General features: G+C 64.2%; 24 protein-coding genes. 9 read left to right on the forward strand and 15 right to left on the reverse strand.

Translation table 11 applies throughout. The features are described from left to right. Positions 1-14 precede the first annotated feature (14 nt). From BZG29_RS16865 to alkB, 7 genes are all read right to left on the reverse strand, one after another. Positions 15-230 carry a hypothetical protein gene (locus tag BZG29_RS16865; RefSeq protein ID WP_077405233.1) on the reverse strand — a complete coding sequence of 72 codons (216 nt, stop codon included), beginning with the start codon at positions 228-230 and terminating at the stop codon, positions 15-17. A gap of 26 nt (positions 231-256) precedes the next feature. After that, the gene (locus tag BZG29_RS16870) at positions 257-2,698 is read right to left on the reverse strand and encodes a transglycosylase domain-containing protein (RefSeq protein WP_077405236.1); all 2,442 of its coding nucleotides are present in this window, start codon (positions 2,696-2,698) and stop codon (positions 257-259) included. Positions 2,699-2,772: 74 nt separating this feature from the next. Beyond that, positions 2,773-3,168: a hypothetical protein gene (locus BZG29_RS16875; RefSeq protein WP_077405239.1), complete on the reverse strand. Its 396-nt coding sequence runs from the start codon at positions 3,166-3,168 to the stop codon at positions 2,773-2,775. Next, positions 3,165-3,983, reverse strand: coding sequence for a class D beta-lactamase (gene blaOXA, locus BZG29_RS16880; RefSeq protein ID WP_077405242.1), 819 nt, complete (start codon positions 3,981-3,983; stop codon positions 3,165-3,167). Before blaOXA ends, BZG29_RS16875 begins: the two co-directional genes overlap by 4 nt. 87 nt (positions 3,984-4,070) lie before the next feature. Beyond that, positions 4,071-4,238 carry a hypothetical protein gene (locus tag BZG29_RS28180; RefSeq protein ID WP_171985036.1) on the reverse strand — a complete coding sequence of 56 codons (168 nt, stop codon included), beginning with the start codon at positions 4,236-4,238 and terminating at the stop codon, positions 4,071-4,073. Between the two features lie 24 nt (positions 4,239-4,262). Next, positions 4,263-5,192: a GTP cyclohydrolase FolE2 gene (gene folE2, locus BZG29_RS16885; RefSeq protein WP_150130956.1), complete on the reverse strand. Its 930-nt coding sequence runs from the start codon at positions 5,190-5,192 to the stop codon at positions 4,263-4,265. A 91-nt stretch (positions 5,193-5,283) separates the two neighbouring features. After that, positions 5,284-5,946, reverse strand: a complete 663-nt coding sequence (alkB, locus tag BZG29_RS16890) for a DNA oxidative demethylase AlkB (protein ID WP_077405245.1) — start codon at positions 5,944-5,946, stop codon at positions 5,284-5,286. A gap of 94 nt (positions 5,947-6,040) precedes the next feature. Between alkB and BZG29_RS16895 the strand changes: the two genes are divergently transcribed. Further along, positions 6,041-6,523, forward strand: a complete 483-nt coding sequence (locus BZG29_RS16895; RefSeq protein WP_077405248.1) for a heme-degrading domain-containing protein — start codon at positions 6,041-6,043, stop codon at positions 6,521-6,523. On the opposite strand, the gene BZG29_RS16900 is transcribed toward BZG29_RS16895, so the two are convergent. From BZG29_RS16900 to BZG29_RS16910, 3 genes are read right to left on the reverse strand one after another with little or no spacing between them, the layout of a single operon-like run. Beyond that, positions 6,524-7,216, reverse strand: coding sequence for an amino acid racemase (locus tag BZG29_RS16900; RefSeq protein ID WP_077405251.1), 693 nt, complete (start codon positions 7,214-7,216; stop codon positions 6,524-6,526). It abuts the gene before it with no gap. 17 nt (positions 7,217-7,233) lie between these two features. Then, positions 7,234-8,001, reverse strand: coding sequence for an SDR family oxidoreductase (locus BZG29_RS16905; protein WP_253192613.1), 768 nt, complete (start codon positions 7,999-8,001; stop codon positions 7,234-7,236). Next, positions 7,976-8,704, reverse strand: coding sequence for a GntR family transcriptional regulator (locus BZG29_RS16910; RefSeq protein WP_077405254.1), 729 nt, complete (start codon positions 8,702-8,704; stop codon positions 7,976-7,978). The genes BZG29_RS16905 and BZG29_RS16910 overlap by 26 nt, the downstream gene beginning before the upstream one ends. Positions 8,705-8,841: 137 nt before the next feature. On the opposite strand from BZG29_RS16910, the gene BZG29_RS16915 reads away from it, so the two are divergent. Continuing rightward, a complete protein-coding gene (locus tag BZG29_RS16915; protein ID WP_216350313.1) occupies positions 8,842-9,294 on the forward strand; it encodes a thioesterase family protein in 453 nt (150 codons plus the stop codon). Here BZG29_RS16915 and BZG29_RS16920 read toward each other — a convergent pair. Continuing rightward, the gene (locus tag BZG29_RS16920; RefSeq protein WP_077405260.1) at positions 9,291-9,974 is read right to left on the reverse strand and encodes a YoaK family protein; all 684 of its coding nucleotides are present in this window, start codon (positions 9,972-9,974) and stop codon (positions 9,291-9,293) included. The genes BZG29_RS16915 and BZG29_RS16920 overlap by 4 nt on opposite strands. A 189-nt stretch (positions 9,975-10,163) precedes the next feature. On the opposite strand from BZG29_RS16920, the gene BZG29_RS16925 reads away from it, so the two are divergent. Continuing rightward, entirely contained in the window at positions 10,164-11,528 is a 1,365-nt protein-coding gene (locus tag BZG29_RS16925) for an amino acid permease (RefSeq protein WP_077405263.1), read from the forward strand. 76 nt (positions 11,529-11,604) lie between these two features. Here BZG29_RS16925 and BZG29_RS16930 read toward each other — a convergent pair whose 3' ends face one another. After that, on the reverse strand, positions 11,605-13,218 hold the full coding sequence (locus BZG29_RS16930; RefSeq protein ID WP_150130957.1) for a hypothetical protein: 1,614 nt from the start codon (positions 13,216-13,218) through the stop codon (positions 11,605-11,607). A 257-nt stretch (positions 13,219-13,475) separates the two neighbouring features. Between BZG29_RS16930 and BZG29_RS16935 the strand changes: the two genes are divergently transcribed. From BZG29_RS16935 to BZG29_RS16945, 3 genes are all read left to right on the forward strand, one after another. Further along, on the forward strand, positions 13,476-14,819 hold the full coding sequence (locus BZG29_RS16935; RefSeq protein WP_077405268.1) for a bifunctional diguanylate cyclase/phosphodiesterase: 1,344 nt from the start codon (positions 13,476-13,478) through the stop codon (positions 14,817-14,819). Between the two features lie 49 nt (positions 14,820-14,868). Further along, positions 14,869-15,252 (forward strand): hypothetical protein, encoded by a 384-nt coding sequence (locus tag BZG29_RS16940; protein ID WP_077405271.1) that lies wholly within the window; start codon positions 14,869-14,871, stop codon positions 15,250-15,252. A gap of 68 nt (positions 15,253-15,320) precedes the next feature. Continuing rightward, positions 15,321-15,764, forward strand: coding sequence for a DUF411 domain-containing protein (locus BZG29_RS16945; RefSeq protein ID WP_077405274.1), 444 nt, complete (start codon positions 15,321-15,323; stop codon positions 15,762-15,764). 92 nt (positions 15,765-15,856) lie between these two features. Here the strand turns inward: BZG29_RS16945 and BZG29_RS16950 are convergent, their stop codons facing one another. Next, positions 15,857-18,088, reverse strand: coding sequence for an NADP-dependent isocitrate dehydrogenase (locus BZG29_RS16950; protein ID WP_077409151.1), 2,232 nt, complete (start codon positions 18,086-18,088; stop codon positions 15,857-15,859). Between the two features lie 2 nt (positions 18,089-18,090). Further along, a complete protein-coding gene (locus tag BZG29_RS16955; protein ID WP_077405277.1) occupies positions 18,091-18,378 on the reverse strand; it encodes a hypothetical protein in 288 nt (95 codons plus the stop codon). A gap of 75 nt (positions 18,379-18,453) precedes the next feature. Here BZG29_RS16955 and BZG29_RS16960 point away from each other — a divergent pair, with 75 nt between their 5' ends. Next, a complete protein-coding gene (locus BZG29_RS16960) occupies positions 18,454-20,607 on the forward strand; it encodes a TonB-dependent siderophore receptor (protein WP_077405280.1) in 2,154 nt (717 codons plus the stop codon). Between the two features lie 293 nt (positions 20,608-20,900). On the opposite strand, the gene BZG29_RS27835 is transcribed toward BZG29_RS16960, so the two are convergent. Further along, positions 20,901-21,176 (reverse strand): hypothetical protein, encoded by a 276-nt coding sequence (locus tag BZG29_RS27835; protein WP_150130958.1) that lies wholly within the window; start codon positions 21,174-21,176, stop codon positions 20,901-20,903. Between BZG29_RS27835 and BZG29_RS16965 the strand changes: the two genes are divergently transcribed. Both BZG29_RS16965 and vioB read left to right on the forward strand, forming a co-directional pair. Further along, complete coding sequence (locus BZG29_RS16965; protein WP_150130959.1) at positions 21,151-22,458, forward strand: FAD-dependent oxidoreductase; 1,308 nt, start codon at positions 21,151-21,153, stop codon at positions 22,456-22,458. The genes BZG29_RS27835 and BZG29_RS16965 overlap by 26 nt on opposite strands. Then, positions 22,455-25,469, forward strand: coding sequence for an iminophenyl-pyruvate dimer synthase VioB (vioB, locus tag BZG29_RS16970; protein WP_077405286.1), 3,015 nt, complete (start codon positions 22,455-22,457; stop codon positions 25,467-25,469). Before BZG29_RS16965 ends, vioB begins: the two co-directional genes overlap by 4 nt. Position 25,470 lies beyond the last annotated feature (1 nt).

The following is a 25,470-nucleotide window of genomic DNA, read 5'->3' on the forward strand; positions in this document are numbered from 1 at the left end:
CACAGGCTGGCCAGCTAAGCCTGAGCCACCGCCTGCCGTATCAGCACTTCGGCCGCAATACCCAGCTCCTCATGCAGGCGGCGGATCATCGGCAGGGTCAGCTGGCGCGTGCCGTTGAGCATCTCGTACACGCGGTTCAGGCGCCCTGTCATCGGCTCCATATCCTTGGGCGCCGGTGACTTTTTCTCCATGCTGAATTTCATGGCATCGATGGGGACTGGAAATTCCATGCAGAGAGACGCGCCTGCCTCGCAGCTCAGCCTTGCGGCACAGGAGCCAGTGCGGGAGCCGGCTCCTGCACCGCCTTGCCATGCGATTCCTGTCCGTCCTCGCCTTCGGCCGGCATGGCCAGCGGCGCTGGCGGCGCGCCTTCCTGCAGCAAGTCGCCCGGCTCTTCCACCGGTTCGTCCTCGGGCTCGTCGACGGGCTCCACATGGCGCAGCGGCGGCGGTGGCTTGCCGCCGGGGAAGATGGCGTCGCGCGACAGTTTTCCCGTGTCGAGCGCCGTCTTGAAGAAGTCGCCCACCACCAGCACGGCATTGTGGCCGCCCTGGCCCCAGTAATTGCTGCGCATGGTGACGCGCGCGTCATTGAAACCGACCCAGGCGCCGCCCACCAGTTCCGGATGCATCAAAATAAACCAGCCGTCCGCATTGTTTTGCGTGGTGCCGCTCTTGCCCGCCACGTCGGAGCGGATGCCGAAGCGGCTGCGGATGGCCGTGCCCGTGCCGCGGTCGATGACGCCGCGCATCATGTCCGTCAGGGTGGCGGCCGATGCCTGCTGCATGGCGCGCTGGGGCTTGTCTTCGCCGAAGCGCGCGATGACCTTGCCTTCGCGGTCCGTGATGTGCGTGACGACGAACGGCAAACGGGCTTCGCCCTGGGCCGCGATGCTGGCGTAGGCGTTGACCATTTCCAGCAAGGTGACGGGACTGGTGCCCAGCGCCAGCGACGGCACTTTTTCCAGCTTGCTGTCGCGGATACCGAGCGCGCGCGCCAGCTTGATGATCGGCGGCAAGCCGACATCCTGCATCACTTGCGCCGTGATGGTGTTTTTCGAATACACGAGACCGTCGCGCATGGTCATGTCGCGCCCCGTCGTGCCGCTCATGTCCGTCGGGCGCCATTTGGTGCCGTCGGCCGCCTTGATATCCATGACTTCATCGCGGTAGACGTGGTCGGGGCTCAGGCCCTTTTCCAGCGCCGCGCCATACACGATGGGCTTGAAGGTGGAACCGGGCTGGCGCGCCGCCTGCGACACGTGGTCGAATTGTTCGCGCGCAAAGTCGCGGCTGCCCACCCAGGCGCGCACGGCGCCCGTGGCCGGGTCCATGGCCGCGAAGCCCGCTTCCAGGCGCGTCTTCGACTTGCGCAGGGCCGCCATGAAGGCGCGGTCGCCCTTCAGCTGCGCCAGCGCCGCCTCGGGCGTGGCGCCGGCCGCCGTCAGCTTGCGGTAGTCGCCCGACTCGCGCACGAAGGCGTCGAGCAGGGCCGGATGCGATTTCCAGAAATAATCGAATGGCACGCTGCCGCCCTGCATGCCCGCATACATGCCTGTCGAGGTGGATGACGGCACGCCCGCGCGGCTCCATTCCACGTCGGCGATCGCCTGCAAGGCATTCGCCTGGCGCTCGACGGCGCGCTCGGCCGCCTGCTGCAAATCCTGGTCCAGCGTGGTGTGCACGATTAAGCCGTCGCGCTCCAGGTTGTAGTCGTTCTCGTCGGCCCAATCGATCAGCCACTTGCGCACATACGCCGTGAAATGGCTGTCCGACTGCGCCCGCTCGCTCTGGCGCTCGAAATGCAGGCGCAGGGGACGCTTGATCAACTGCCTGTAGCGCGCCTCGTCGATAACGTCATGTTTGCGCATCTGGCCCAGCACCACATTGCGCCGCTGCAAGGAACGTTCGGGATTACCGACGGGATTGTAGTAATTCGTGCCCTTGAGCATGCCGACCAGGGTGGCGCTTTCCAGGATGTCGAGGCGCGACGCGGGCTTGTCGAAGTAGGTGCGCGCCGCCATTTCAATGCCGTAGGTGTTGTACAGGAAGGGTACCGTGTTCAGATAGGCTTCCAGGATTTCCGTCTTGCTGTAGGTGGCCTCGATTTTGAGGGCCGTGATGAGTTCCTTCAGCTTGCGGTTCAGGTTGCGCGAGCGGCCGATTTCCTCGGGGAACATATTGCGCGCCAGTTGCTGCGTGATGGTGGAGCCGCCCTGCGGGTTGCCTCCCGCCGTATGCAGGACGGCGCCCGCCGTGCGCGTGAAATCGATGCCGTGGTGTTCATAGAAGCGGTGGTCTTCCGTCGAAATCAGCGCGCTGATCACGTTCGGCGAAATCTGTTTTAACGTGACCCGTTCCTGCAAACCCTGGTCGAAGCGGGCCAGTTCCTCGCCATCGGCGCTGACCATGGTGCTCGGCGCGGCCGCGCGCGCCTGGCGCAAGTCATGGATGCTCGGCGTCAGGGGGATCAGCAGCAGCATGTACAGAATCACCAGCGCCAGCACGGCCAGGAACGACCATAGCCCCAGCACCAGCGCGCGCCGCACGGGCGGCAAGGTCATCAGGTGCGCGTGGCCGCGCCGGTACAGCGCCACCGCTCTCACCCACGCCACTCCCGCCACGCGCAAGGCTTGCGCGCGCGTCCATATCCATGCCTGCCGTGCTTTTTCCTGAAACTGCTCCATGCCTGATGCCATGCTTGTAACCTTGTCTGATGCCGGATGATCCGTTTCAGCAAGTATATAGGGCGGGCAACAAAGCGGGCCGGATTTTACGCCAGGCAAGCATCCAGGCGCGCCAGGGTGACGCCGACATACGCGCCCACGCAGCGCGCATCATGCGTCGTAAACGGGTTTTCCAGTTGCAGCAAGCCGCAATCGCAGATGACGGGATCGACCTGGGTCACGACGCCCAGCGCCAGGTAGCGCCAGCCGTCAAGCCGGCGCACGCCCTTTACACAGCCGGGGTTGGCGCCGAAGATGGCGTCCCAGTCGTCCAGCTCGCTGGTCATGGGCCACAATTCGAGCCGGACTTGCGTGCCGGCGGCCAGTTGCCCGCCGCCGAACTCGTCCATCACATGCAGGCGCTGGCCCTCCACCTCGATGACGGCTTCCAGGTACTCGCCGTCGGAAGCGATGAAGGTGGCGGCGACGATGCTGGCCGTCACTTCTGCGCCTGCTCCAGCAGGGCCGGCAATTCCTTCAGCATGGCCTCGCGCGTGCGCAAGCCCGCGGACTGCTGCCCCTTCTGCTCGTCCTGCACCAGGCGCGCAAACACGATGCTGCGCTCGCCCTTGCTGGCCCAGCCCACGAACCAGCCGTAGCCATGCGCCTCGTCAAAGCTGCCGTCGGCCTTGCGCGGGAAGGCCGCGCCCGTCTTGCCATGCACTTGCCAGCCGGCCACGTCCGCCAGGCGGGTCAGGCGGCGCGTCTGCTCCATCGCCTGCTTACTGACAGGCAACTGATCGTTGACCAGCTTGCGCAAAAAGCCCAGCTGTTCCAGCGGAGATATCTTCAGCGAAGAGCTGATCCACGAGCGCTCCAGGCTATTGTCCTTGCCCGGATCGCCCGAGACGTCCGCATTGCCATAGCGCAAAGCCTTCGCGTATTTCTGGAAGCGCTCGGCGCCCAGCGCCTGCGTGATCTGCTGCGAATACCAGACCACCGAGTACTGCATCCAGCGCGACGGGTCCGTATCCTGACGCCACGCTTCGCCGCCCCAGTCCACATAGCCCTGGCGAAATGGCAAGCTGGGCTTGTGCTCGTCCTTGAGGAAGCCGGCGTCATAGCCCATCAGGCTGAGCGCGATCTTGAACGTCGAGGCGGGGGTGACGCGGTCGAGGCAATTACCCTCTTGCAACAAGACAGCGCCCGTTCTGGCGTCGGCCATGGCGGTGCAGATGGTGGCGGACTGGGCATGCGAGGCGGCCAGGACGGCGCCTGTCAGGCCGAGGATGAACTGGAATAATGCGCGATATTTCATGGGCCTCCGGGGTTGGGGGAGAATGACAAAGCGAAATTGTACCGGGCAGCGCGGCGCGATGCCAGCGATGATCACGTCGCCTTGACTCTAGCGCCCGGCTGGCGCGCCGGGCTGGCGCTCCCGCTTCAAATGTTCTTCTTCCAGCTCGTCCATGCCCAGCTTTTCCTCGTCGATCAGCGCATGCTCGCGCCGCTCGCGCTCCAGCTCCGCTTCCAGGCTGTCATCGTTGACTTCCCGCTCGATTTTCTGCGGCATCTTGCCCTCCTCCACGGTGGTTGACTAATAATCTCCGGCAAGCTTGCCCGCCTGCGCCACGGCATCGTGCGGATGCAGGCTTTCCATATGCCGTACGGTAACACGCGCCTGCGCAAAATGTGGCGCCAGTGGCGCCAGCGCCGCCTGCACGCGGCGTGCCGCATCCTCCACATACATCAGGTTAGCACCATTGAGGCGCGCGAACGCCTGCTCGTCGGCCCGTTTCACGGCCGTCTGCAGCGGTGTCGCCAGCGCCGCTTCCACCACGTCGATCAGGGGAAACAGGTCCAGCTCCGCCTGCTCCGTCAAAGGCACGGTGACCGTCGCCGTGCTGCGCTGGCTGTGCGGCGTGGCCAGGCTCGCGTGTTCCCGCAGCCATTCACGCGCAGCCGCGCCGTCGATGCCGCCCGCGCCGAACCGCGCCGCGAAGGCGTCGGCGAGCAATTGCCGCGCCAGCGCCGCCGAGCACGGGCAGGTCGACGAGTAGCCGACCTCCACCGTCAGGGACAGGGCAAAGCCCTGCGGAGAAACAGTGGCCTGCAGGCGCACGGGATACGATTTCCAGCCCGACAACCCCGCCGTCAGCAACGCCGGCTGGCGCCGCAGCAGGGGGAACGCCAGCGCCAGGCGCGCCTGCGTGCTGCCGCAATCGGCGTGGCTGTCCACCATGCGCCGCAGCACGGCGGCCAGCGCGCCCGCATCGAGCGGCTGCGCGGCGGCAAACGCTTCGAGCAGCAGGTACAGGCGCGACATGTGGATGCCCTTCACTTGCGGGTCGGGCAAGTCGACCTGCACGTCGGCCCAGGCATGCACTTGCTGCGCCTGCCCGCCCTCCTCCAGCCACAGGGGCAAGGCGATGCCCTGCATGCCGACCCACTCGAGCGGCAAGGGATTGCCCGAATGGGGGCCAGCCGCCACGTCGGGCAGGGGCGAGGAAATCGGATCGCGTTTCATGCTGGTCACTCCATATGCAAACAAGTTGCATATCATGGAGAAAAACGGCCGCATTTGCAAGTGCCTTGCATTAATAGGGCGTATTGACGGATCAGCCGGCCTTGCGAAACGTCAGATTGATGCGCTGCGCGCCCAGCAAAGCGTGTTCGCCCTCCTTCAGGGGCGCCACGCCGTGGAAGCGCAGGCGGTCGGCGCCGCCCCACACCACCACGTCGCCATGCAGCAAGGCGATGCGGGCAGCCTTGTCGGCCCGCTCGGCGCCGCCGAACAGGAAGGTGGCGGGCAGCCCCAGCGAGACGGAAACGATGGGTGCGGTGAAATCGCATTCATCGCGGTCCTGGTGCAGGGCCATGCGCGCGCCGGGGGCATAACGGTTGACGAGGCAGGCGTCGGGCGTGAAGTCCGGATAGCCGGCCGCCAGCGCCGCCTGCCGCGCCAGGCGCAGGAACACGGACGGCATCGGCGGCCAGGGAAGGCCGCTGGCAGGATCTTGCCGCGCGTAGCGGTAGCCGCGACCATCCGTGACCCAGCCCAGGGGGCCGCAATTGCTCATGGCGACCGACATGCGCAAGCCGCCCGGCGTGGCCATGTGGCGCAGGGGCGCCGCCAGCACGACGGCATCCAGCGCCGGCAGCAGCTCGGGCAGATACGGCAGCGCAAAACCGCGCAGCAGGACCGACGCGCGCGAGCCTGGCACCAGCGGCGCCGGGCCGGCCGGGATCTGGTCTTCATCGGCGAACAGGGACAGGTTCATACCGGTTATTTTAGCCGCGCCACGGAAAAAGCGCGCGCGGCCGGCCCGTGGTGCGCTACAGTAGCGCTTCCAGCCACTACCGCCCTCCTCCACGATGGATCATTACGCCGATTTGCTGCAAACCCTGGCGCAACAGGAAGAATCCCTGCAATTCGAACGCTTCGACAACGATGCCGCGCTGGCCGTGGGCCTGTGGATCGTCGAGGAAGTGCGCAAGCGGGGCAAGGCCGTCACCGTCAACATCACGCGCAACGGTCAGATCCTGTTCCACCACGCCATGACGGGCGCCACGGCGGACCAGGCGGACTGGATACGCCGCAAGAACAACACGGTGCAGCGCTTTTGCCGCAGCTCCTACTACATGGGCATTTCGTATAAAAGCCGCGGCAGCACCTTCGAAGACGTGAAATACCTCGATGACATCGAATACGCGGGCCATGGCGGCGCTTTCCCCCTGCTGATACGCGGCGTGGGACTGGTCGGCACCGTCACCGTTTCCGGCCTGGCGCAGGCGGACGACCACGCGCTGGTGGTGGCCGCGCTGCAAGCGCAGCTCGATACTCAGCTAGCCAAATAATCAGGCGGCCAGCGCCCTGCGCAAGGCGGCGCGTGCCAGCAAGCGCGTGGAATCGAGCGTCGGCAGCGGCGAATTGGCGTCGCTGATGATCAGCGGGATTTCCGTGCAGCCGAGGATGACGGCGTCGCAGCCCTGCTCCCGCAAGCTGCCAATGATGGCCTGGAAGCGGGCCACGCTGTCCGGTTTGACCACGCCCGGCACCAGCTCTTCCATGATGATGCGGTTGATCTCGCTGCGTTCGTCCTCGCCGGGCCGCACGCAATCGATGCCGCGCGCGGCCAGTTTGTCCGGATACACGGCGCTGTCGACCAGCCAGCGCGTACCCGTCAGGCCGACGCGTTGGTAACCGCGCGCCGCCGCGTAGCTGGCCACGACGTCGGCGATATGCAGCCACGGCAGCGGCGAACGGGGCGCCATCAGCTCGAATGCCTGGTGGATGGTGTTGTCGGGGCAGATCAGGAAATCGGCGCCGGCGGCGGCCAGCTTGTGCGCCGACGCCAGCATCAGTTCGGCCACGCCGGCCAGGTCGCCCGCATTCAGGCACTCCACATAACGCGCCAGCGGCGGCGTGTGCAGCGTCACTTCCGGGTGCTCATAGGCGCCCAGCGCATGCGCGCCCTCTTCGCAGATCGTGCGGTAGCACAGGGCAGCGCCTTCGGCCGAGCAGCCGACGATGCCGATATGTCGAGTCATGCGATCTTCCTTTTCACTTAAATGCGCTGGCCGCCGTCGATGGGAATTTCCGCACCCGTGATGTACGAGGCGCGCTCGCTGCATAAAAACTCCACCAGATCCGCCACTTCGGCCGTCGTGCCCAGGCGGCGCAGCGGGATTTGCGTGTCGACGATGTGCGACGTGCCCGGCGATAAAATCGCCGTGTCGATCTCGCCCGGCGCAATCGCATTCACGCGCACGTTCAGCGGCGCCATGTCGTTGGCCATTTCGCGCGTCAGCGACGCCAGCGCCGCCTTCGAACTGGCGTAGGCCGAACCGGCAAACGGATGCACGCGGTAGCCGGCGATCGAGCACAGATTCACGACGGCGCCGCGCGCGTTCGACAATTCCTGCGCAAAGCCGCGCGTCAGCGCCAGCGGCGCAAAGAAATTCGTGTTATACATTTCCTGCCACGTCTGCATGTCCGTCGTCAGCGAATTGACGCGCGAGCCGCCCGGCCCCTTCGGCGACACGCCCGCATTGTTGACCAGCGCGTGCAATTTGGCGTCGCCCAGCATGGGGCGCAGCGTCTCGACCATCTGCCCGATCTGGCTCAGGTCCGACAAATCCATGCACACATGCGTGTTGCGCTCCTGGCTGCGCGGGCAGCCGCCGGGAATCGGGCTGCGCGACACGGTGATGACTCTCCAGCCCAGGCTGCGGAAGCGCTCGGCCACGGCATGGCCGATGCCGCGGCTGGCGCCCGTGACGATGGCGGTTTTCTGTTCCATTTTCTGTTCAATCTTGTGCTTGATGTGCGTCATGGTCTTCCTTGTCTTCTTCGGTTGCGCCGGCGTGCATGCGCTCCTGGCGCATGACATACGCCAGCATCTGCGTGCCGCCATCGAGGATATCCTGCTCGATGGCGCGCCGCGCGGCCGCGCTGTCGCGCTGGCGCAGCGCGCTGATGATGGCGTGATGGTGCCCCACCCGCATGTCGGGCGAAAAACTGGCATAGCCGGCGGCGATCAGGGGCGCCGTCTGCATCCACAGGTGGTCGACGAAACGTTTTAAGGTCGGCATGCCGGCCGCCTGCGCCAGGCCCAGGTGAAACGCCTGGTTGCATTGCAGCGCCGCGGCCAGGTCGTGCCGCGCGATGGCCTCTTCGTTCGCCTGCAGCAGGCGTTCCAGGTCGGCCAGGGTGGCGGCGTCGATGCGCTGCGCCGCTTCCGCCGCGCCCAGGCCTTCCAGTTCCAGGCGCAGCGCGCGGATTTCCAGGTAGCGCGCCACGCTGAGCACGGGCACGCGGAAGTCGCGCGGCGAGCGCAGCACCAGCGCCTCTTCCTGCACCAGCTGCAGCATGGCGTCGCGCACGGGCGTGACGCTGGTGCCCAGCTGCAGCGCCAGTTCGCGGATGCGCAGCCGGTCATTCGGCTGGAAGCGCCCGGCCGCCAGCGCTTCGCGCAGCATGGCGTACACGGACTTGCCCAGATTGACGTGCACCAGACTGTCCAATTGATGGTTCATGCGTGTTTTTTGATCGCTGACAAATTATGATGCATCATACATCAATGTGAAAAACAGTGTTTTTCCACGCGTGCGCCGCAGACAGGAAGCGCCGCGAGACCGTACAATCAGCCGCCACCGTATCGAAAGGAATGCACTTGAACTGGGATTATCCGCACGCCCATACCCTGCCCGTCACGCCCGAACCGGGCGACATCGACGGCTTGCAGCACACGAATAACGCCGTCTACGTGCGCTGGTGCGAGCATATCGCCTGGCACCATTCGGCCGCGCTGGGGCTGGACCTGGACGATTACCGGCGCCTGGACCGGGCCATGGCGATACGCCGCGGCGAATACGACTATCTGCTGCCGACGCGGGCCGGCGAAGCGCTGACCCTGGCCACCTGGCTGTGCGCCAGCGATGGCCGCTCCAGCATGGAACGGCGCTTCCAGCTGGTGCGCGACAGCGACGGCGCCACCGTCGTGCGCGGACGCTGGGACTTGATCTGCATCGAATTGAGCAGCGGCCGCGCGCGCCGTTTGCCGCCCGAGTTTTTGGCCGTGTACGAACCGGCCATCGTCGCGGCGCGCCCGCCGGCGCAGGGCTAGGCGGCCAGGCGCGCCGGTTCCAGCGCGATCAGCAGCAGCAGAATGGCCAGCGGCACGGCCAGCGCGGCAAAGCCCACGGCCAGGTAGGCAAAGGCGGCCAGGATGGCGCCCGCGGCAAAGCCCAGCAGGGGCCAGAAGAATTTGACGCAGCGTTCGCGCGTGGCGCCGTCGGCCGCGCCGCGCAGCACGTCGACCGTGTCGATGACGATTTGCGTAACGTTGCCCGTCATCATGGACGTGGGCGCCAAATGGGCCAGCAGCAGCCGGCTGATGGCGCTGTGCGCGCCCATGGCCGCCGCGCCGAACAGGCCGGCCGTCATGGCCAGCGCGCCCGGCTCGGGCCCCAGCGGCTCGGCCAGCACGCCCAACACCATGAATCCGAGCAGCAGCGCCAGCTCCAGCAGCAACGCCAGGCGCAGCGCCGGTCCGCCGCGGCGTTCGGCCGCCACCGTCAACAGTCGCGCCGCCGCCACGCCCGCGACAAACGCGGGGAACGCCAGCAGCTTGAGGGCGATCGAGGCATGCGTGGCGTTGGCCAGCGCCGCGCCGATCAGCACGAAGTTGCCCGTCACGTGGGCCGTGAACAGGCCAAACAGGGCGACAAAGCCCAGGGTATCGACATAGCCGGCCAAAAAACCCAGGCTGATGCCTTGCAAACGGCTGCGCTGCGCAAGATTCATACACACTCCTTGAAATTTTCCATCATGATACCGTGCCGCCGCCGCGGCCTGCCGCCGTTTTGCGCGCCGTTCGGCGAAGATGCGGGGGTTTTCTTGCGCCTCCGCAGTGCAACATGCATTTCGCTCCAGATTTGCCCGTTCATGCTTTAGAATCAGCGACCTCAGCCCCGTAAAAACAGGACAAAACATATGACGGCAGTCGGGAGTACCGAACCACAAGAGCTCAAGCGCGGCCTGAAAAGCCGCCACATCCAGCTCATCGCCCTGGGCGGCGCCATCGGCACCGGCCTGTTTCTGGGTATCGCGCAAACCATCAAGATGGCCGGCCCTTCGGTGCTGCTCGGCTATGGTATCGCCGGCGTCATCGCCTTCCTGATCATGCGCCAGCTGGGCGAGATGGTGGTCGACGAACCCGTCGCCGGCTCCTTCAGCTACTTTGCCGACAAATATTGCGGCCACCTGCCCGGCTTCCTGTCGGGCTGGAATTACTGGGTGCTGTATGTGCTCGTCAGCATGGCCGAACTGACGGCCGTCGGCATCTACGTGCAGTACTGGTGGCCGGGCGTGCCCACCTGGGTCTCGGCGCTCGTCTTCTTTTGCGTGATTAACGCCATCAGTTTGTTGAACGTCAAGGCGTTCGGCGAGATGGAATTCTGGTTCGCCCTCATCAAGGTGGTCGCCATCATCGGCATGATCGTCTTCGGCGCGTACCTGCTGGCCTCCGGCGACGCGGGCCCGCAAGCCTCGGTAGCCAACCTGTGGCAGCATGGCGGCTTCTTCCCGAATGGCTGGCAGGGCCTGGTGATGGCCATGGCCGTCATCATGTTCTCGTTCGGCGGCCTGGAACTGGTCGGCATCACGGCGGCCGAGGCCGATGACCCGAGCACGACGATCCCGCGCGCCACCAACCAGGCCATCTACCGCATTCTGATCTTTTACATCGGCGCGCTGGGCATTTTGTTGTCGCTGTACCCGTGGCAAAACGTCGTCACCGGCGGCAGCCCCTTCGTGCTGATCTTCCATGCGCTCGACAGCAACCTGGTGGCCACGGCCCTGAACGTGGTGGTGCTGACGGCCGCCCTGTCCGTCTACAACAGCGGCGTGTACTGCAACACGCGCATGCTGTTCGGCCTGGCCAAGCAAGGCAATGCGCCGCGCGCGCTGCTGCACCTGAACCGCCGCGGCGTGCCGCTGGTCGCCCTGGGCGTCTCGGCCCTGGCGACGGGCGCCTGCGTGGTGGTCAATTACTTCATGCCGGGCGAAGCATTCGAAGTGCTGATGGGCCTGGTCGTCTCGGCGCTGATCATCAACTGGGCCATGATCAGCTGGATCCACCTGCGCTTCCGCGCGCAGAAAAAAATCGAAGGCAAGACGACCTTGTTCCAGAGCCTGGGCTACCCGTTCACCAACTACCTGTGCCTGGTCTTCCTGGCCGGCATCCTGGTGATCATGTACCTGACGCCGGGCCTGCGCATCTCCGTCTACCTGATTCCCGTGTGGCTCGCCGCGCTGGGCGTCGGTTACTGGATCAAGCAAAGCAAGGCCAAAGCGTAAGCTGTTTGCGCCGCATCAAACAAAAAGCCCGTCTTCGCAGGAAGACGGGCTTTTTTTAATATGAGGCAACGGGCAATTAACGGACCGCCTCCTCGGGCGGCACATCGGCTTGCCACAGGCTGATGGTCTGGCCCGCATACGACTGCAGCAGCACGTCGTCGCTCAAGGTCAGCAGCGCCTGCTTGCGCTGTTCCAGGCGCGCTTCGGGCGTCATGTCCTTCTCGCCCGACTTGTACGGTCCCAGCACGGGCAGCAAGTCGCGCAGCACGGAGAAATTGCCCGGCGTGGTCTTGTCCGATTGCAGCTTGCCCAGGAAATACTTCATGACGTGTTCGGACTGGCTGCCCTCCTGCCGCAAGCTCGCCTTCACCATCTTGCCATCCTTGTAGGCCACTTGCGCCTCGCTGCTGGCCGTATCCTCGATCTGGTGGTAGGTATAGTTCTGCGATTCCGTATTGTCCAGCAGGCGCAGCGGCACGCCGGGGACCAGCGTCTGGTGGTAGCTGGCGCTCAGCTTCGATTGCTGCTGCTGCCTGATCGAGCGCTCGTCCTGGCGGGCGCCGGCCTGCTCCGTCTTTTGCGACACTTCATAATTGAAGCCATCCTTTTCCGCGCTGCGCATGGGATTGCTGAATTTCACGGTCTGCGACACGGAGGCGCTGAAATCGGCCAACCCCGTCAGGATGGACTTGTCCTCGGCCGCCAGGCGCCACTTGCCCGTCGCGGGATTGTCCGTGGCCACTTGCGGTGCTGCGGTATTGCTGTGCAAGGCAGTGAAACTGTCCTTGAGCATGGCCACCAGGCCCGCGTCGCCATGGCCGCGCGACGCCGCCTGGTCGAATTGCTTCATATAACTGCCCAGCGCCTTGGCTTGCCGCTCGGGGCTGCCCAGGGTATTGAGCGCGCTGGTATCGACCTTCAGGTCCAGGCTGCCGGCCTCGCCGCTGAAGCTGACCTTGCGCTGCGCGCCATCGGCCTGGAAATCCAGGGTTTGGGTACTTTCCGTTTCGCCGCGCACCTTGACTTCCGCATGCAGCTTCACCGACTCGAACACCTGCTGGTCGAACTGCATCAAGCCTTCCAGCTTGATTTTCGGCGTGCTTTGCCCCAAGCCGTCGATGGCTTCCTGAAAACCTTTCGCCAGCTCGCCCAGGGCGCTCGCTTCAGCGTCGCTGAGGTCGCCGCTGGTCGTCATGTTCACGGCCAGGCCGTCGCCCTGGCTGTCGAGCGACAGCTTGACTTCCACGCCGCTCTTCGTCGTGATGCTGAGGGAAACCCGGTCTTCGCCGTTGCCATGCAGGCTGCCGGGCGCGATGCCGGACGCCGCATAGATGTTCGGCGTGGTGCTCGGCGGCGGCTGCCGCATCGCCTGCGAGAAATTGTAGTTTCCCAGCTTGGCCTGTCCCAGCATGGCCGCGCCCAGGCCGCTGAAGCGGCCGCCAAACGCGTACGAAGAAAAACTCTTCGTCATCGCCTCGCTCACCTTGTCGCGCGTCGCGCTTTCCCACACCATCGGCGGTTTGACGAACGCTGCCGGCTTGCCGTCGTTCACGCTTTCCGGGCTGAGAGCAACGATGGCGGACGGCGAGGATGCGGACGACGGCGCTGCCGCCTCCGCGCGGTTCGACGTGGTGGCGGAAGCCCGTGACGGGGCGCTGTTCCAGCTTGACAGTGGAGAAATGGAGGTCATGGCGCTGTCACCTTGCAAATGGATAGAAGATGCATCATAAAAGTTCGATATGGTTAAGTATTTTGCAATTACCTGGCGCCAGGCAAACCTTGCGTCACGTTATCTGGCGTGATGGCAAGTACTGCATGGCAATACTGCATTAACGGCAAGAAACGGAAAAGCATGAGCGTCGGGGAAATGAAACATTTTCATGCCGCAGACCCCGCCTGCCCCCAACAAGTTGAATCACAGCCGGGAATGTCCATTAAAATGCCACTATGGAACACAAGATTTTGCGCGCCCCGCTGGCCAGCTTTACCGACTTGTTGCTCGATGCCGTGTGCATGGTCGACGTGGAGGGGCGCTTTGTTTTCGTCAGCGCCGCCTGCGAACGCATCTTCGGCTATACGCAGCAGGAAATGATCGGCAAGCTCATGCTCGACATGGTCGCCCCGGCCGACCGCGCGCGCACCCTGGCCGCCGCGCGTGCCATCATGGATGGCCATGCCCAGACGCACTTCGAGAACCGCTACCTGCGCAAGGATGGCAGCCTGGCGCACATCATGTGGTCCGCCCGCTGGTCCGCCGCCGACCAGCTGCGCGTGGCCGTGGCGCGCGACGTCACCCTGCTGAAACAGGCGCAGGCAAAGCAGGCCGCGCTGTACGCCATCTCCGAAGCCATGCAGGCGACGCAAGACTTGCCCGCCTTGCTGCACCGCATCCAGCACATCATCGGCGAACACTTGCCCACGCGCAGCCTGACCTTGCTGCTGCAGGACGAACACGGCGCCCAGCCTCCCATGACCTCGCATGCCGACGACAGCGCGCCCCAGCCCACGTCATCGCTGGCCAGCCTGCTGTGCGACGAAGTCCTGCGCAGCGGCCGCCCGCTGCTGCTGCAAGCGGGACAATTGGCCGGCCTGCCGGCGGCGCTGCAAACGGCGGCCTGCGCCCTGTCCTCGTGCTGGCTGGCCGTGCCGCTGTATTCTTCCCTGGGCAGCGTCGGCGCGCTGGCCTTGCAAGGCGGCCAGGATGCCGTCATCGGCACGGAGCAAGACCAGGATTTGCTGCAATTTGTCGCCAAGCAACTTGCCACCGCCATCGAGCGCCGGCAGTTGCAGACGCAAATGCAATTCATGGCCATGCACGACGAGCTGACCCGTTTGCCGAACCGCCGCCTGTTCCACGACCGCCTGCACACGGCGTTCGCGCGCGCACACCGCCAGGAAGGCCGGCTGTCGCTGCTGTTCCTCGACCTCGACAACTTCAAGCGGGTCAACGACGACCACGGCCATGCCTGCGGCGACCTGCTGCTGCAAACGGTGGCGAGCCGCCTGCGCGATTGCATGCGCGAAACCGACACCCTGGCCAGGATGGGCGGCGATGAATTCGTCGTGCTTCTGGAAAGCAATACCGCGCCGGTGGATGTCAGCCTGATCGAGCAAAAGATCCATGCGGCCCTGGCCACGCCGCTGCACCTGGGCAACGGACAGCAATTGCAGATCGCCGTCAGCATCGGCGTGGCCCACTATCCGGAAGACGGCGATACCATGCAACTGCTGCTGCGCCATGCGGACCGCGCCATGTACGCGTCGAAAATGCTGGCCGCCGCCTCGCGCTAACGGAAGCCCGCTCCTGGCAGCAGTTGCCCCTATGCTATACTTTCCGGCGATGCTAAGACTCTTCAAAACATGGCTGATCCTGCTGCTGATCGCTGCGGTGCCGCTGCAAGCAACCGCTGCGGGCGCCATGCGGCTGTGCGCGCCGCTCGCTGACGAGCCTGCCGCCGCGATGACTGCGGCTTGCCAGCATCACGCTGCACGGTCCTCGGCCGTCGCGGACAGCGCCGGCACGCCGGAAGACAACAAGACCCCTGCCAAACAGCCCGCTTGCGGCGCCTGCGCCGGCTTTTGCCTGGGCGCGCTGATGCCGCCCTCCTTCGCCCTGCCTGCCGCCTGCAGCGGCGCGCAACAAGTCACCGTCGCAACGGCCACCTTGCTGGCGGGATTCATTCCCGACGGCCCGCGCCGGCCGCCGCGGCCGCTTTCCGCTTAAATTCCAAGCTCGTCCCAAGCAGGCCACCAAGGTGGCCACGATAGCCCTACTCCGTCTGAAAGCAACACATGATCAAACATTTCTTATTGCGCGGCGCCTTCGCCTCCATGCTGGGCCTGCCCACATTCGCCATGGCGGCCCTGCCCGTCATCGAAGTCTACAAGAGCGCCTCGTGCGGCTGCTGTGCCGACTGGATCAAGCACCTGGAAGCGAACGGTTTTACGGTCCGCGCGAAAAATGTCGAGATGCCGGCGCAATACCGCAAGCTGGCCGGCATTCCCGACGCGCTCGGCTCCTGCCACACGGGCCTCGTCAACGGCTACGCCATCGAAGGCCATGTGCCGGCCAGCGAGATCAAGCAGTTGCTGCGCGACAAACCCAAGGCGAAAGGCCTGGCCGTGCCGGCAATGCCGATGGGCTCGCCAGGCATGGAAGGACCGCGCAAGGATGCGTATGACGTCTTGCTGGTCAAGAACAATGGCAGCACCGAGGTCTACAAGCATTACAAGTAAACCTGCACGGAAATGAAAAACGCCGCCGGAATCGCTTCCGGCGGCGTTTTTTGTGTCAGGCAGTAAAGGACTTACTGCCTGTCAGGACTGCATCAGATGCTGTCGAGCACTGCATTCAGGCTGGCGCTAGGACGCATGACGGCTTCCGTCTTCGCCGGATCTGGCAGGTAGTAGCCGCCGATATCCGTTTCCTTGCCTTGCACTGCTTTCAGCTCGGCAACGATCTTTTCTTCGTTGTCGGCCAGGGCCTTGGCCACCGGCGCAAAATGCGCTGCCAGTTCCGCATCGTCCTTCTGCACAGCCAGGGCTTGCGCCCAATACATGGCCAGGTAGAAATGGCTGCCACGGTTGTCCAGCTCGCCGGTACGTGGCGATGGCGACTTGTTGTTGTCCAGCAGCTTGCCGGTGGCTTCGTCGAGGGTTTTCGCGAGGATTTTGGCCTTCGCATTGCCCGTCTTGATGCCCATGTCTTCCAGCGACACGGCCAGGGCCAGGAACTCGCCCAGCGAATCCCAGCGCAAATGGTTTTCTTCCACCAGTTGCTTGACGTGTTTCGGTGCCGAACCGCCAGCGCCCGTTTCATACATGCCGCCACCGGCCATCAATGGCACGATCGACAACATCTTGGCGGACGTGCCCAGTTCCAGGATCGGGAACAGGTCGGTCAGGTAATCGCGCAGGATGTTGCCGGTCACCGAGATGGTGTCCAGGCCGCGGAAGGCGCGTTCCAGGGTGTAACGCATGGCGCGCGTTTGCGACATGATCTGGATGTCCAGGCCCTTGGTGTCGTGCTCCTTCAGGTACACCTGTACCTTCTTGATGACTTCGTTCTCGTGCGGACGGTAGGAATCGAGCCAGAACACGGCAGGCATGCCCGAATTGCGCGCGCGCGTGACGGCCAGCTTGACCCAGTCGCGGATCGGCGCGTCCTTGACCTGGCACATGCGCCAGATATCGCCCTCTTCCACCGTTTGCGTCAGCAGCACTTCGCCCGTTTCCAGGTCGGTGATGTTGGCGATGCCGCCTTCCGGCACTTCAAACGTCTTGTCGTGCGAACCGTATTCTTCCGCTTGCTGCGCCATCAGGCCCACGTTCGGTACGGTGCCCATGGTCTTCGGATCGAAGTTGCCATGCCATTTGCAGAAACCGATCATTTCCTGGTAGATGCGCGCGAAAGTCGATTCCGGCATGACGGCCTTGACGTCCTTCGGACGGCCATCGGCGCCCCACATCTTGCCGCCGATACGGATCATGGCTGGCATCGACGCGTCGACGATGATGTCGTTCGGCGAATGGAAGTTGGTGATGCCCTTGGCCGAATCGACCATGGCCAGTTCCGGACGGTTGGCGTGGCAGGCGTGCAAATCTTTCAGCACTTCATCTTTTTGCGACGCTGGCAAGGTTTCGATCTTGTCGTACAGGTTGCTCATGCCATTGTTGACATTCACGCCCAGCTTGTCGAACAGCGCGGCGTGCTTGGCGAACGCGTCCTTGTAGAAGATGCGCACGCAGTGGCCGAAGACGATAGGGTGCGAAACCTTCATCATGGTCGCCTTGACGTGCAGCGAGAACATCACGCCCGTCTTGAAGGCATCGTCGATTTCCTTCTCGTAGAACTCCAGCAGCGCTTTCTTGCTCATGAACATGCTGTCGATGATTTCGCCCGCTTGCAGGGAAACCTTCGGTTTCAGCACGATGGTCTTGCCCGAGGCCGTGACCAGTTCCATCTTGACGTCGCGCGCCTTTTCCAGGGTCAGCGATTTCTCGCCATGGTAGAAGTCGCCATGGTGCATGTGCGACACGTGCGTTTGCGACGACTGGCTCCACTCGCCCATCGAATGCGGGTGCTTGCGCGCGTACTCTTTGACGGCCTTCGGCGCGCGGCGGTCGGAATTGCCTTCGCGCAAGACCGGGTTGACCGAGCTGCCGATGCACTTGCCGTAGCGGGCTTTCAAGGCTTTTTCTTCGTCCGTCTTCGCATCTTCCGGGTAGTCCGGCAGCTTGTAGCCACGGCCTTGCAATTCGCGCACGCAGGCGATCAACTGGCCTTGCGAAGCGCTGATGTTCGGCAATTTGATGATGTTGGTGTCCGGATTCTGGGTCAATTTGCCCAGTTCAGCCAGGGTGTTCGGGACTTTTTGCGCGTCCGTCAGGAATTCGGGAAATTCAGCCAGTACACGGGCCGCTACCGAAATATCGCTGGCGACCACGTCCACGCCAGCCGGCGCGGTGAATTTTTTGATAATTGGCAGCAGGGAATACGTCGCGAGCAGCGGCGCCTCGTCAGTCAGCGTGTAGATGATTTTGGATTTTTGTGTTGCCATGTTCATTCCCTTGTATGCGGTGATGCCTGGTGGTTAACTTTCTTCATTCCAAACACAGGACGGTTAGCCTTGCTTTGGACGGCTAGTGTGCCGGCGGTGACGCCGTGCTTGCCCACCACGTATTTTAGACTGTCCTGCCGCTGTTTGTGTATCAGATGGCGACGAATCTTATATAAGACAGCAAATATCCGGATCTGAAGGCCCAGGATGGCCATTTTCCGTGCTGAAATGCCCTCCAGGCACGCGCGCGGCATGTAGGCGGCCGTGGCGGCAATGGATATGTTAATCATTATAAATCGTAATGATTCTCATTTATAATATCCTGTGTGCAATTCCTCCCTATCAACTTCATACGCTTGCCCCTGATGCCCATTCCACATTCCCGACTCGCCCACCCCCACCTCACCACCCGATTGATCCTCGCCGGCCTGCTCTTCGCCAGCGTGACGCCGCAGGCGATCGCCCAGGCGGCGGCCGATGCACCCGCCCCGCTCGCCACCGTGCTGGTCAACGGACAAGCCGAAGCGGACGCCGGCGGACAGATCGCCAAGAGCGCGCGCGCCGGCATGCTGGGCGAAAAAGACTTGCTCGACACGCCGTTCAGCGTCAACAGCTACACCAGCCAGCGCATGCTGGACCAGCAGGCGCTGACCCTGGCCGAGGTGCTGGGCGGCGACCCGTCCACGCGCTTCACGGGCCAGATCGGCGGCGTCACGGATTCCTTCTTCATCCGCGGCTTTCCCCTCAACGAAGGCAATCTGAGCGAAGTGGCGTTCGACGGCGTGTATGGCGTCTCGCCCAACTACCATCTATTTACGGAGTATCTGCAGAGCGTGGAAGTGCTCAAGGGGCCGGCCGCCTTGCTGTACGGCATGTCGCCGAACGGCGGCGTGGGCGGCGTCGTCAACGCCGTGCCGAAACGCTCGCTGCCGCGCGACCTGACGCGATTGACCGTCGATTACGGTTCCAGTGCGCAATTGGGCGCCGCCATCGACATCAGCCGCCGCTTTGGCGAGGAGCGGCGCTTCGGCATCCGCTTCAACGGCTTGCACCGCCAGGGCCACACGCCGCTCGACCACCAGACGTCGCGCGCGGAAGTGGCGGCCGTCGCCCTCGATTACCAGGGCCAGCGGCTGCGCGCCTCGCTCGACGTGATCGAGCAATACCAGTGGATCGACGCACCCACGCGCCCCTTCCTGGTTAGCGCGCGCCTGCCCGTGCCGGCAGCGCCCGATGGCCGACGCAACATCGCCCAGTCCTGGGGCTGGTGGAAATCCAACGACCTGGCCACCCTGGGCAAGGTCGAGTACGACCTGAACGACAACCTTACCGTCTTCGCCGACGTGGGCGGCACGCGCTCCGACGTGTCGCGCTATTCGGACCAGACGCCGGCCATCACCAGCGCGGCGGGCGACATGACGGTCACGCCCATGAACTGGAAATTCCGCGTGCGGCGCGCCAGCGGCGACACGGGCGTGCGCGCGCGCTTTCGCACGGGCGGCGTCGAGCATGCGCTGGTCGTGATGGGCAATGTCTACCGCGACGAATTTGGCAGCGTGAGCAATTCCGGCAAGCTCATCGCCTCGAATATCTACCGCCCCGTGGCCGTGGCCGACCCCGGCGTTCCCGCGCCGGCCCGCGCGCCGAAGCTGTCCGCCGCCACCCTCTCCAGCCTGGCCGTGGCCGATACGCTGGACATGCTGGACCGGCGCGTGCAGCTGACTCTGGGCCTGCGCCGCCAGCTGGTCGAAGCGAAGAACTACCACGCCGCCAGCGGCGCCCTCAGCACGCATTACAAGCAAGGCGCCCTGACGCCGCTGGCCGGCATCGTCGTCAAGCCGCTGCGCCACGTGTCGCTGTACGCGAACTATATCGAGGGCTTGAGCAAGGGCGATATCGCACCGAACATCGCCGACAACGCGGGTCAGGTGTTCGCGCCCTACAAGAGCAAGCAGTATGAAGTGGGCACCAAGGCCGATTTCGGCGTGGTGCTGGCGACCCTGGCCGTGTTCCAGGTGACTAAACCCAGCGGCCAGCTGTATGGCAAGGTCTACAGCATGGACAGCGAACAGCGCAACCGGGGCCTGGAACTGAACCTGTCCGGCGCCGCCAGCAAGGCCGTGCGCCTGCTGGCCGGCGTGACCCTGCTGGACGGGCGCCTCGTAAAAACCAACAGCGCCGCCACCATGGGCAAGCGTCCCGTGGGCGTGCCCACCTCCATGGCCAACCTGGGCGGCGAATGGGATGTGCCGTACTGGCCCGGCCTGACGGCCACGGGCGCCGTCAGCTACACCGGCAGGCAGTTCGTCGACCAGGCAAATCTGCAAGCGGTGCCGTCATGGACCAAGGTGGACCTGGGCTTGCGCTACCGCACGGCCTTCGCCGGCAAGGCGACGACCTTGCGCGGCGGGCTGATGAACGCGTTCGACCGCCATTACTGGGCCGGCGTGGCCTCGTATGGCACCGTCTCGCAATCGGCGCCCCGCAGCGTGCAACTGTCGGCCGCCGTAGATTTTTGACGGGCGCCGGCATCGGGCATCGCCCGGCTGGCGCATGCACTGCGCGCCAGCCGCAAAGTCAGAAACAATAAAAATAGCAAAAAGCAGGCCAAGCCAGCGCCGAAGGCACCAGGACCCACTGCCGGTCCTGGCGCCTTCGGCAAACGGCGACACTCCCCCCAGCGGCTCGATCAGCCGCACCGCACCGCCTTCCACACCGCCCTGCCACTGCCCGGCGCACTGCCGCCGCCATCCCGCCCGCCTCGCCGCGTCGACAAGGACGTAACACCGAACGACAACTACATTGATATTTATCAAATTGACTGCCCGATGCCTGGGCTACTGTCGGTGCCATCTTTGATTTGAAACAGAAACTCTGCAGCCAAGAATCGACCATTCCAGAAACAACGCCAGTTCTCGCCAGGCTCTTCATTCCCCAGCCGATAGCGCTCGCCAAGTGCGGTAACACCCAGCGTCCCACCTCCCTTGCCTACACGTGCAGGGGAAACTTTTGCTAGCGATTTTGCAGCTTTTTGATTAATGAACGTTAAAAAGGAATTTCGTATGAGCACGTATTCTGACATTTGCATCGTAGGCGCCGGCATAGGCGGCTTGACTTGCGCCAACCGCCTGATCGACACCGCCGCCAGCAGGAAGCTGCGCATCCGGGTCTTCGACCTGAATCCCACCGTCGGCGGCCGCATCCAGTCGCGGAAAATAGATGGCAAGGAAATCGCCGAACTCGGCGCCGCCCGCTACTCGCCGCAGCTGCATCCGCATTTCCAGCAACTGATGCAGGGCAGCGGACTGCCGCATGCCGTCTACCCGTTCACCGAGGTCATCTCCCACGATAGCGTGCTGGAGGAGCTGAAGGCAACGCTGCATGGCCTGAGCCCGATGCTCAAGGAGCATCCGAACGACTCCTTCCTCGAATTTTTCAGCCATTACCTGGGTGCCGCCAAGGCCACCCACATCATCAAGGCGACCGGCTATGACGCCCTGCTGCTGCCGATGGTGTCGGCGGCCATGGCCTACGACATCATCAAGAAACATCCGGAAACGCAGCACTTCACGGAAAACGCCGCCAACCAGTGGCGCTATGCCACCGACGGCTACCACGCGCTGCTGTGCCAGCTGCAGTACCAGGCCCAGGCCGCCGGGGTGGAATTCCGCCTGGAACACCGCTTGCTGTCCGTTGAAAAATCCGGCGCCGACCATGTGCTCGCCTTCAGCCACCAGGGCGACACGCAGATGCACCGCACGCGCCACCTGGTGATGGCCATCCCGCCGTCCGCCATGCCGCGCCTGAACCTGGATTTTCCGAACGCCTGGAGTCCGTTCCAGTACGATTCGCTGCCCCTGTTCAAGGGATTCCTCACCTTCGACACGGCCTGGTGGGAAGCGCTGGGGCTGACCGACAAGGTGCTGATGGCGGCCAATCCCCTGCGCAAGGTCTACTTCAAGAGCGACAAGTATGTGCTGTTCTACACCGACAGCAAAAGCGCCACCTACTGGCGGGACAGCCTGGAACTCGGTGAAGACGTGTACCTGGAGCGCGTCCGCCGCCACCTGGAAGACGTCCTGCCGCTCGATGGCCAGCCGCTGCCGCCGATCAAGGCGCACTTCCACAAGTTCTGGCCGCATGGCGTCGAGTTTTGCGTGGAACCGGAAGCCGAGCACCCGGCCGTCCTGCTGCACCGGGACGGCATCATCTCTTGCTCGGATGCCTATACCGCGCATTGCGGCTGGATGGAAGGCAGCCTGATCAGCGCCCAGCACGCCAGCGGCCTGTTGCTGCAGCGGCTCGATCAACGGGAAGACGTCGCCGCCGCCAACGATACCTTCATCACTTCCTCGACCGAGCGCGCATGAGCCTACTTGACTTCCCCCGCCTGCATTTTCGGGGTTTTGCCCGCGCCAATGTGCCGACGGGGAATCGTAATACGCACGGCAACATCGATATCGCCACGAACACGATATCGATGGCGGGCGAAGCTGTCGACCTGAGCCGGCCGCCGGCTGAGTTCCATGCGCACCTGAAACAGCTTGCCCCCCGCTTCAACGCAAAGGGCAAGCCCGATCCGGACGGCATCTTCAGCCTGGCGGCAGGCCACAATTTTTGCGGGAACAATCATTTTTCGTGGGAAAACGCGAGGATCACGGGCGTCCAGCTGCGCGATGGCGAGGTCGATACGCAAGACCCGCTGGTGGGCGCCAAGCTGGGCCTGTGGGGCCACTACAATGAGTACCTGCGCACGACCTTCAACCGCGCCAGGTGGATCGACAACAACCCGGCCCAGCCGGACACCACGCTGATCTACGCCGGCCAGTTCACCTTGAGCGACAAGCTGGCCTCGCCCAACACGCCCACGCTGTTTACCGCCGACATCGCGCAGGCGCACTCGGTGCGCTGGCTCGGCAGCGGCCATATCACGGAACGCAGCGGACATTTCCTGGACGAGGAATTTGGCCGCTCCAGGCTGTTCCAGTTCTCCGTGTCCAAGCAAGACCCGCATTTCCTGTTCAATGCGGAGCTGCCGTTGCCGGCCAGTATGCATACCTTACAGCAAGCCCTGGCCGACGACGAGGTGCTGGGCCTGACGGTGCAGTATTGCCTGTTCAATATGTCGACGCCGCCAAAACCGGACTCGCCCGTGTTCTACGACCTGGCCGGCAGCATCGGCCTGTGGCGGCGCGACGAGCTGGCCACCTATCCGGCCGGCCGCCTGCTGCAGCCGCGCCAGGCCAGCCTGGGACCGGTGCTGGTGCAAGTGCATGCGGACCGCGTCGCGTTCAACATGCCGACCGCCATCCCCTTCACCACGCGCGACGCGGACGCCGTCTCGGAACAGCATCCAACGCATGCCCTGGGCGGCAAGCAGGCGCTCGGCGACCTGCTGCTGCATGACGGCGCCGGCACCTTGCTGGCCCGCATTCCGGAACCGCTGTACCGCGACCACTGGCGCCATCACGGCGTCTTCGACGTGCCGCTGCAACATGCCCCCGCCGCAGGTTCGCTCAGCCTGGGCAGCGCGCAGGCACAGTGGGACGAAGCCGACTGGGTGCTGCAGTCGGACAGCAACCAGCTGTACCTGGAAGCGCCGAACCGCAACAAGCACGAGCAATTTCCGCAGACCATCACCGTGCAAAGCCGCTTCCGTGGCGAACTGGCAGCGCCGGATGCCCTGCCGGCACAGGCGGAAGACGACGCGCTGCTGGCCGTGCAGCGGCAGCCGTCGCCGCTCGGGCATGGCTACACGGCGCTGACCCTGACGGGGCGCCAGCCGGGCGCAACCCGCATCGTGCTGGGGACAGGCAAGCACAAACAATACCTCGGCGTGCGCGTGCTGCCCGACGACTGGCATCTGGACGACGTACCGGCGGAACAGGTCGACTACGCCTTCCTCTACCGGCATGTGATGAGTTACTACGAGCTCGTGTACCCCTTCATGTCGGACAAGGTCTTCAGCCTGGCGGACCAGTGCAAGTGCGAAACGTATGCGCGCCTGATGTGGCAGATGTGCGATCCGCAAAACCGCGACAAGAGCTACTACATGCCCAGTACGCGCGAACTGTCGCTGCCAAAATCGCGCCTGTTCCTGAAATACCTGACGCAGGTCGAGGCAAAGGCCAAGGCGGCGGTGCCGGCACCGGCCACGCCGCACGCCATCGGCAGCAAGGCGGAACTGATCGACGAGCTGAAAAAGGCCATCGACCTGGAACTGTCGCTCATGCTGCAATACCTGTATGCAGCGTATTCCATTCCCAATTATGCGCAGGGGGCGGCGCTGGTGCAGGCGGGCCGCTGGCTGCCGGCCGAGCTGGAGCTGGCCTGCGGCGCCGAAGACCGGCGCCGCAACAGCGGCACGCGCGGCATGTTGCTGGAAATCGCCCATGAAGAAATGATTCACTATTTGTTAGTCAACAATGTGCTGATGGCGCTTGGCGAACCGTTCCATAGAGGCGCCCCGGTGCTGGGCCAGCAGGCGCGCCAGCGTTTCGGTCTGGACACGGAATTTGCATTCGAGCCATTTTCCGAACACGTGCTGGCCCGCTTCGTGCGTTTCGAATGGCCCGACTACATTCCCACGCCGGGCAAATCGATTGCCACCTTCTATATTGCGATCCGCCAGGCCCTGGCCGAGCTGCCCGGCCTGTTCGAGAGCGACGGCGGCAAGCGCGGCGGCGAACACCATTTGTTCCTGAAAGAACTGACCAACCGCGCCTATCCCGGCTACCAGCTGGAAGTGTCCGACCGCGACAGCGCGCTGTTCGCCATCGACTTCGTCACCGAGCAGGGCGAAGGCGTGGCCGTCGATTCGCCGCATTTCGCCTCGTCGCACTTCCAGCGGCTGCGCGCCGTCGCCGGCAAGTTCTCCGCCTGCGGCAAGCCGTTCGAGCCGGCGCTGCCGGCGCTGAAGAATCCGGTGCTGGAAGCGCGGGCGGACTGCACGGTAGTGACGGATCAAACGGCGCGCGCGCTGATGCAGCTGTATCAAGGCTGCTACGAACTGACCTTCCTGCTGATGGCGCACCATTTCGCGCAGCGGCCGCTGGGCAGCCTGCGCCGCTCGCGCCTGATGAACGCCTCCATCGACATCATGACCGGCCTGTTGCGCCCGCTATCGGCGGCCCTGATGAACATGCCATCGGGCGTGCCCGGGCGCCACGCGGGACCGCCCGTGCCCGAACCGGTCAGCAGCCAGGTCAGCAGTGACTACAGCCTGGGCTGCGACATGCTGGCGCAGAAGTGCCTGGCGCTGGCGCAGTACGCGCGCAGCCTGGAGAGCGATGTCATCGGCATGGCGCCGATAGAAATGTTGGAGTTTTTTAATCAGCAACTTACCGATTTATCTCGGGGAAAGATGTCAAGAGAGGCCTGAA

The sequence above is a fragment of the Janthinobacterium sp. LM6 genome, from assembly GCF_002002885.1.
Classification (GTDB): domain Bacteria; phylum Pseudomonadota; class Gammaproteobacteria; order Burkholderiales; family Burkholderiaceae_D; genus Janthinobacterium; species Janthinobacterium kumbetense.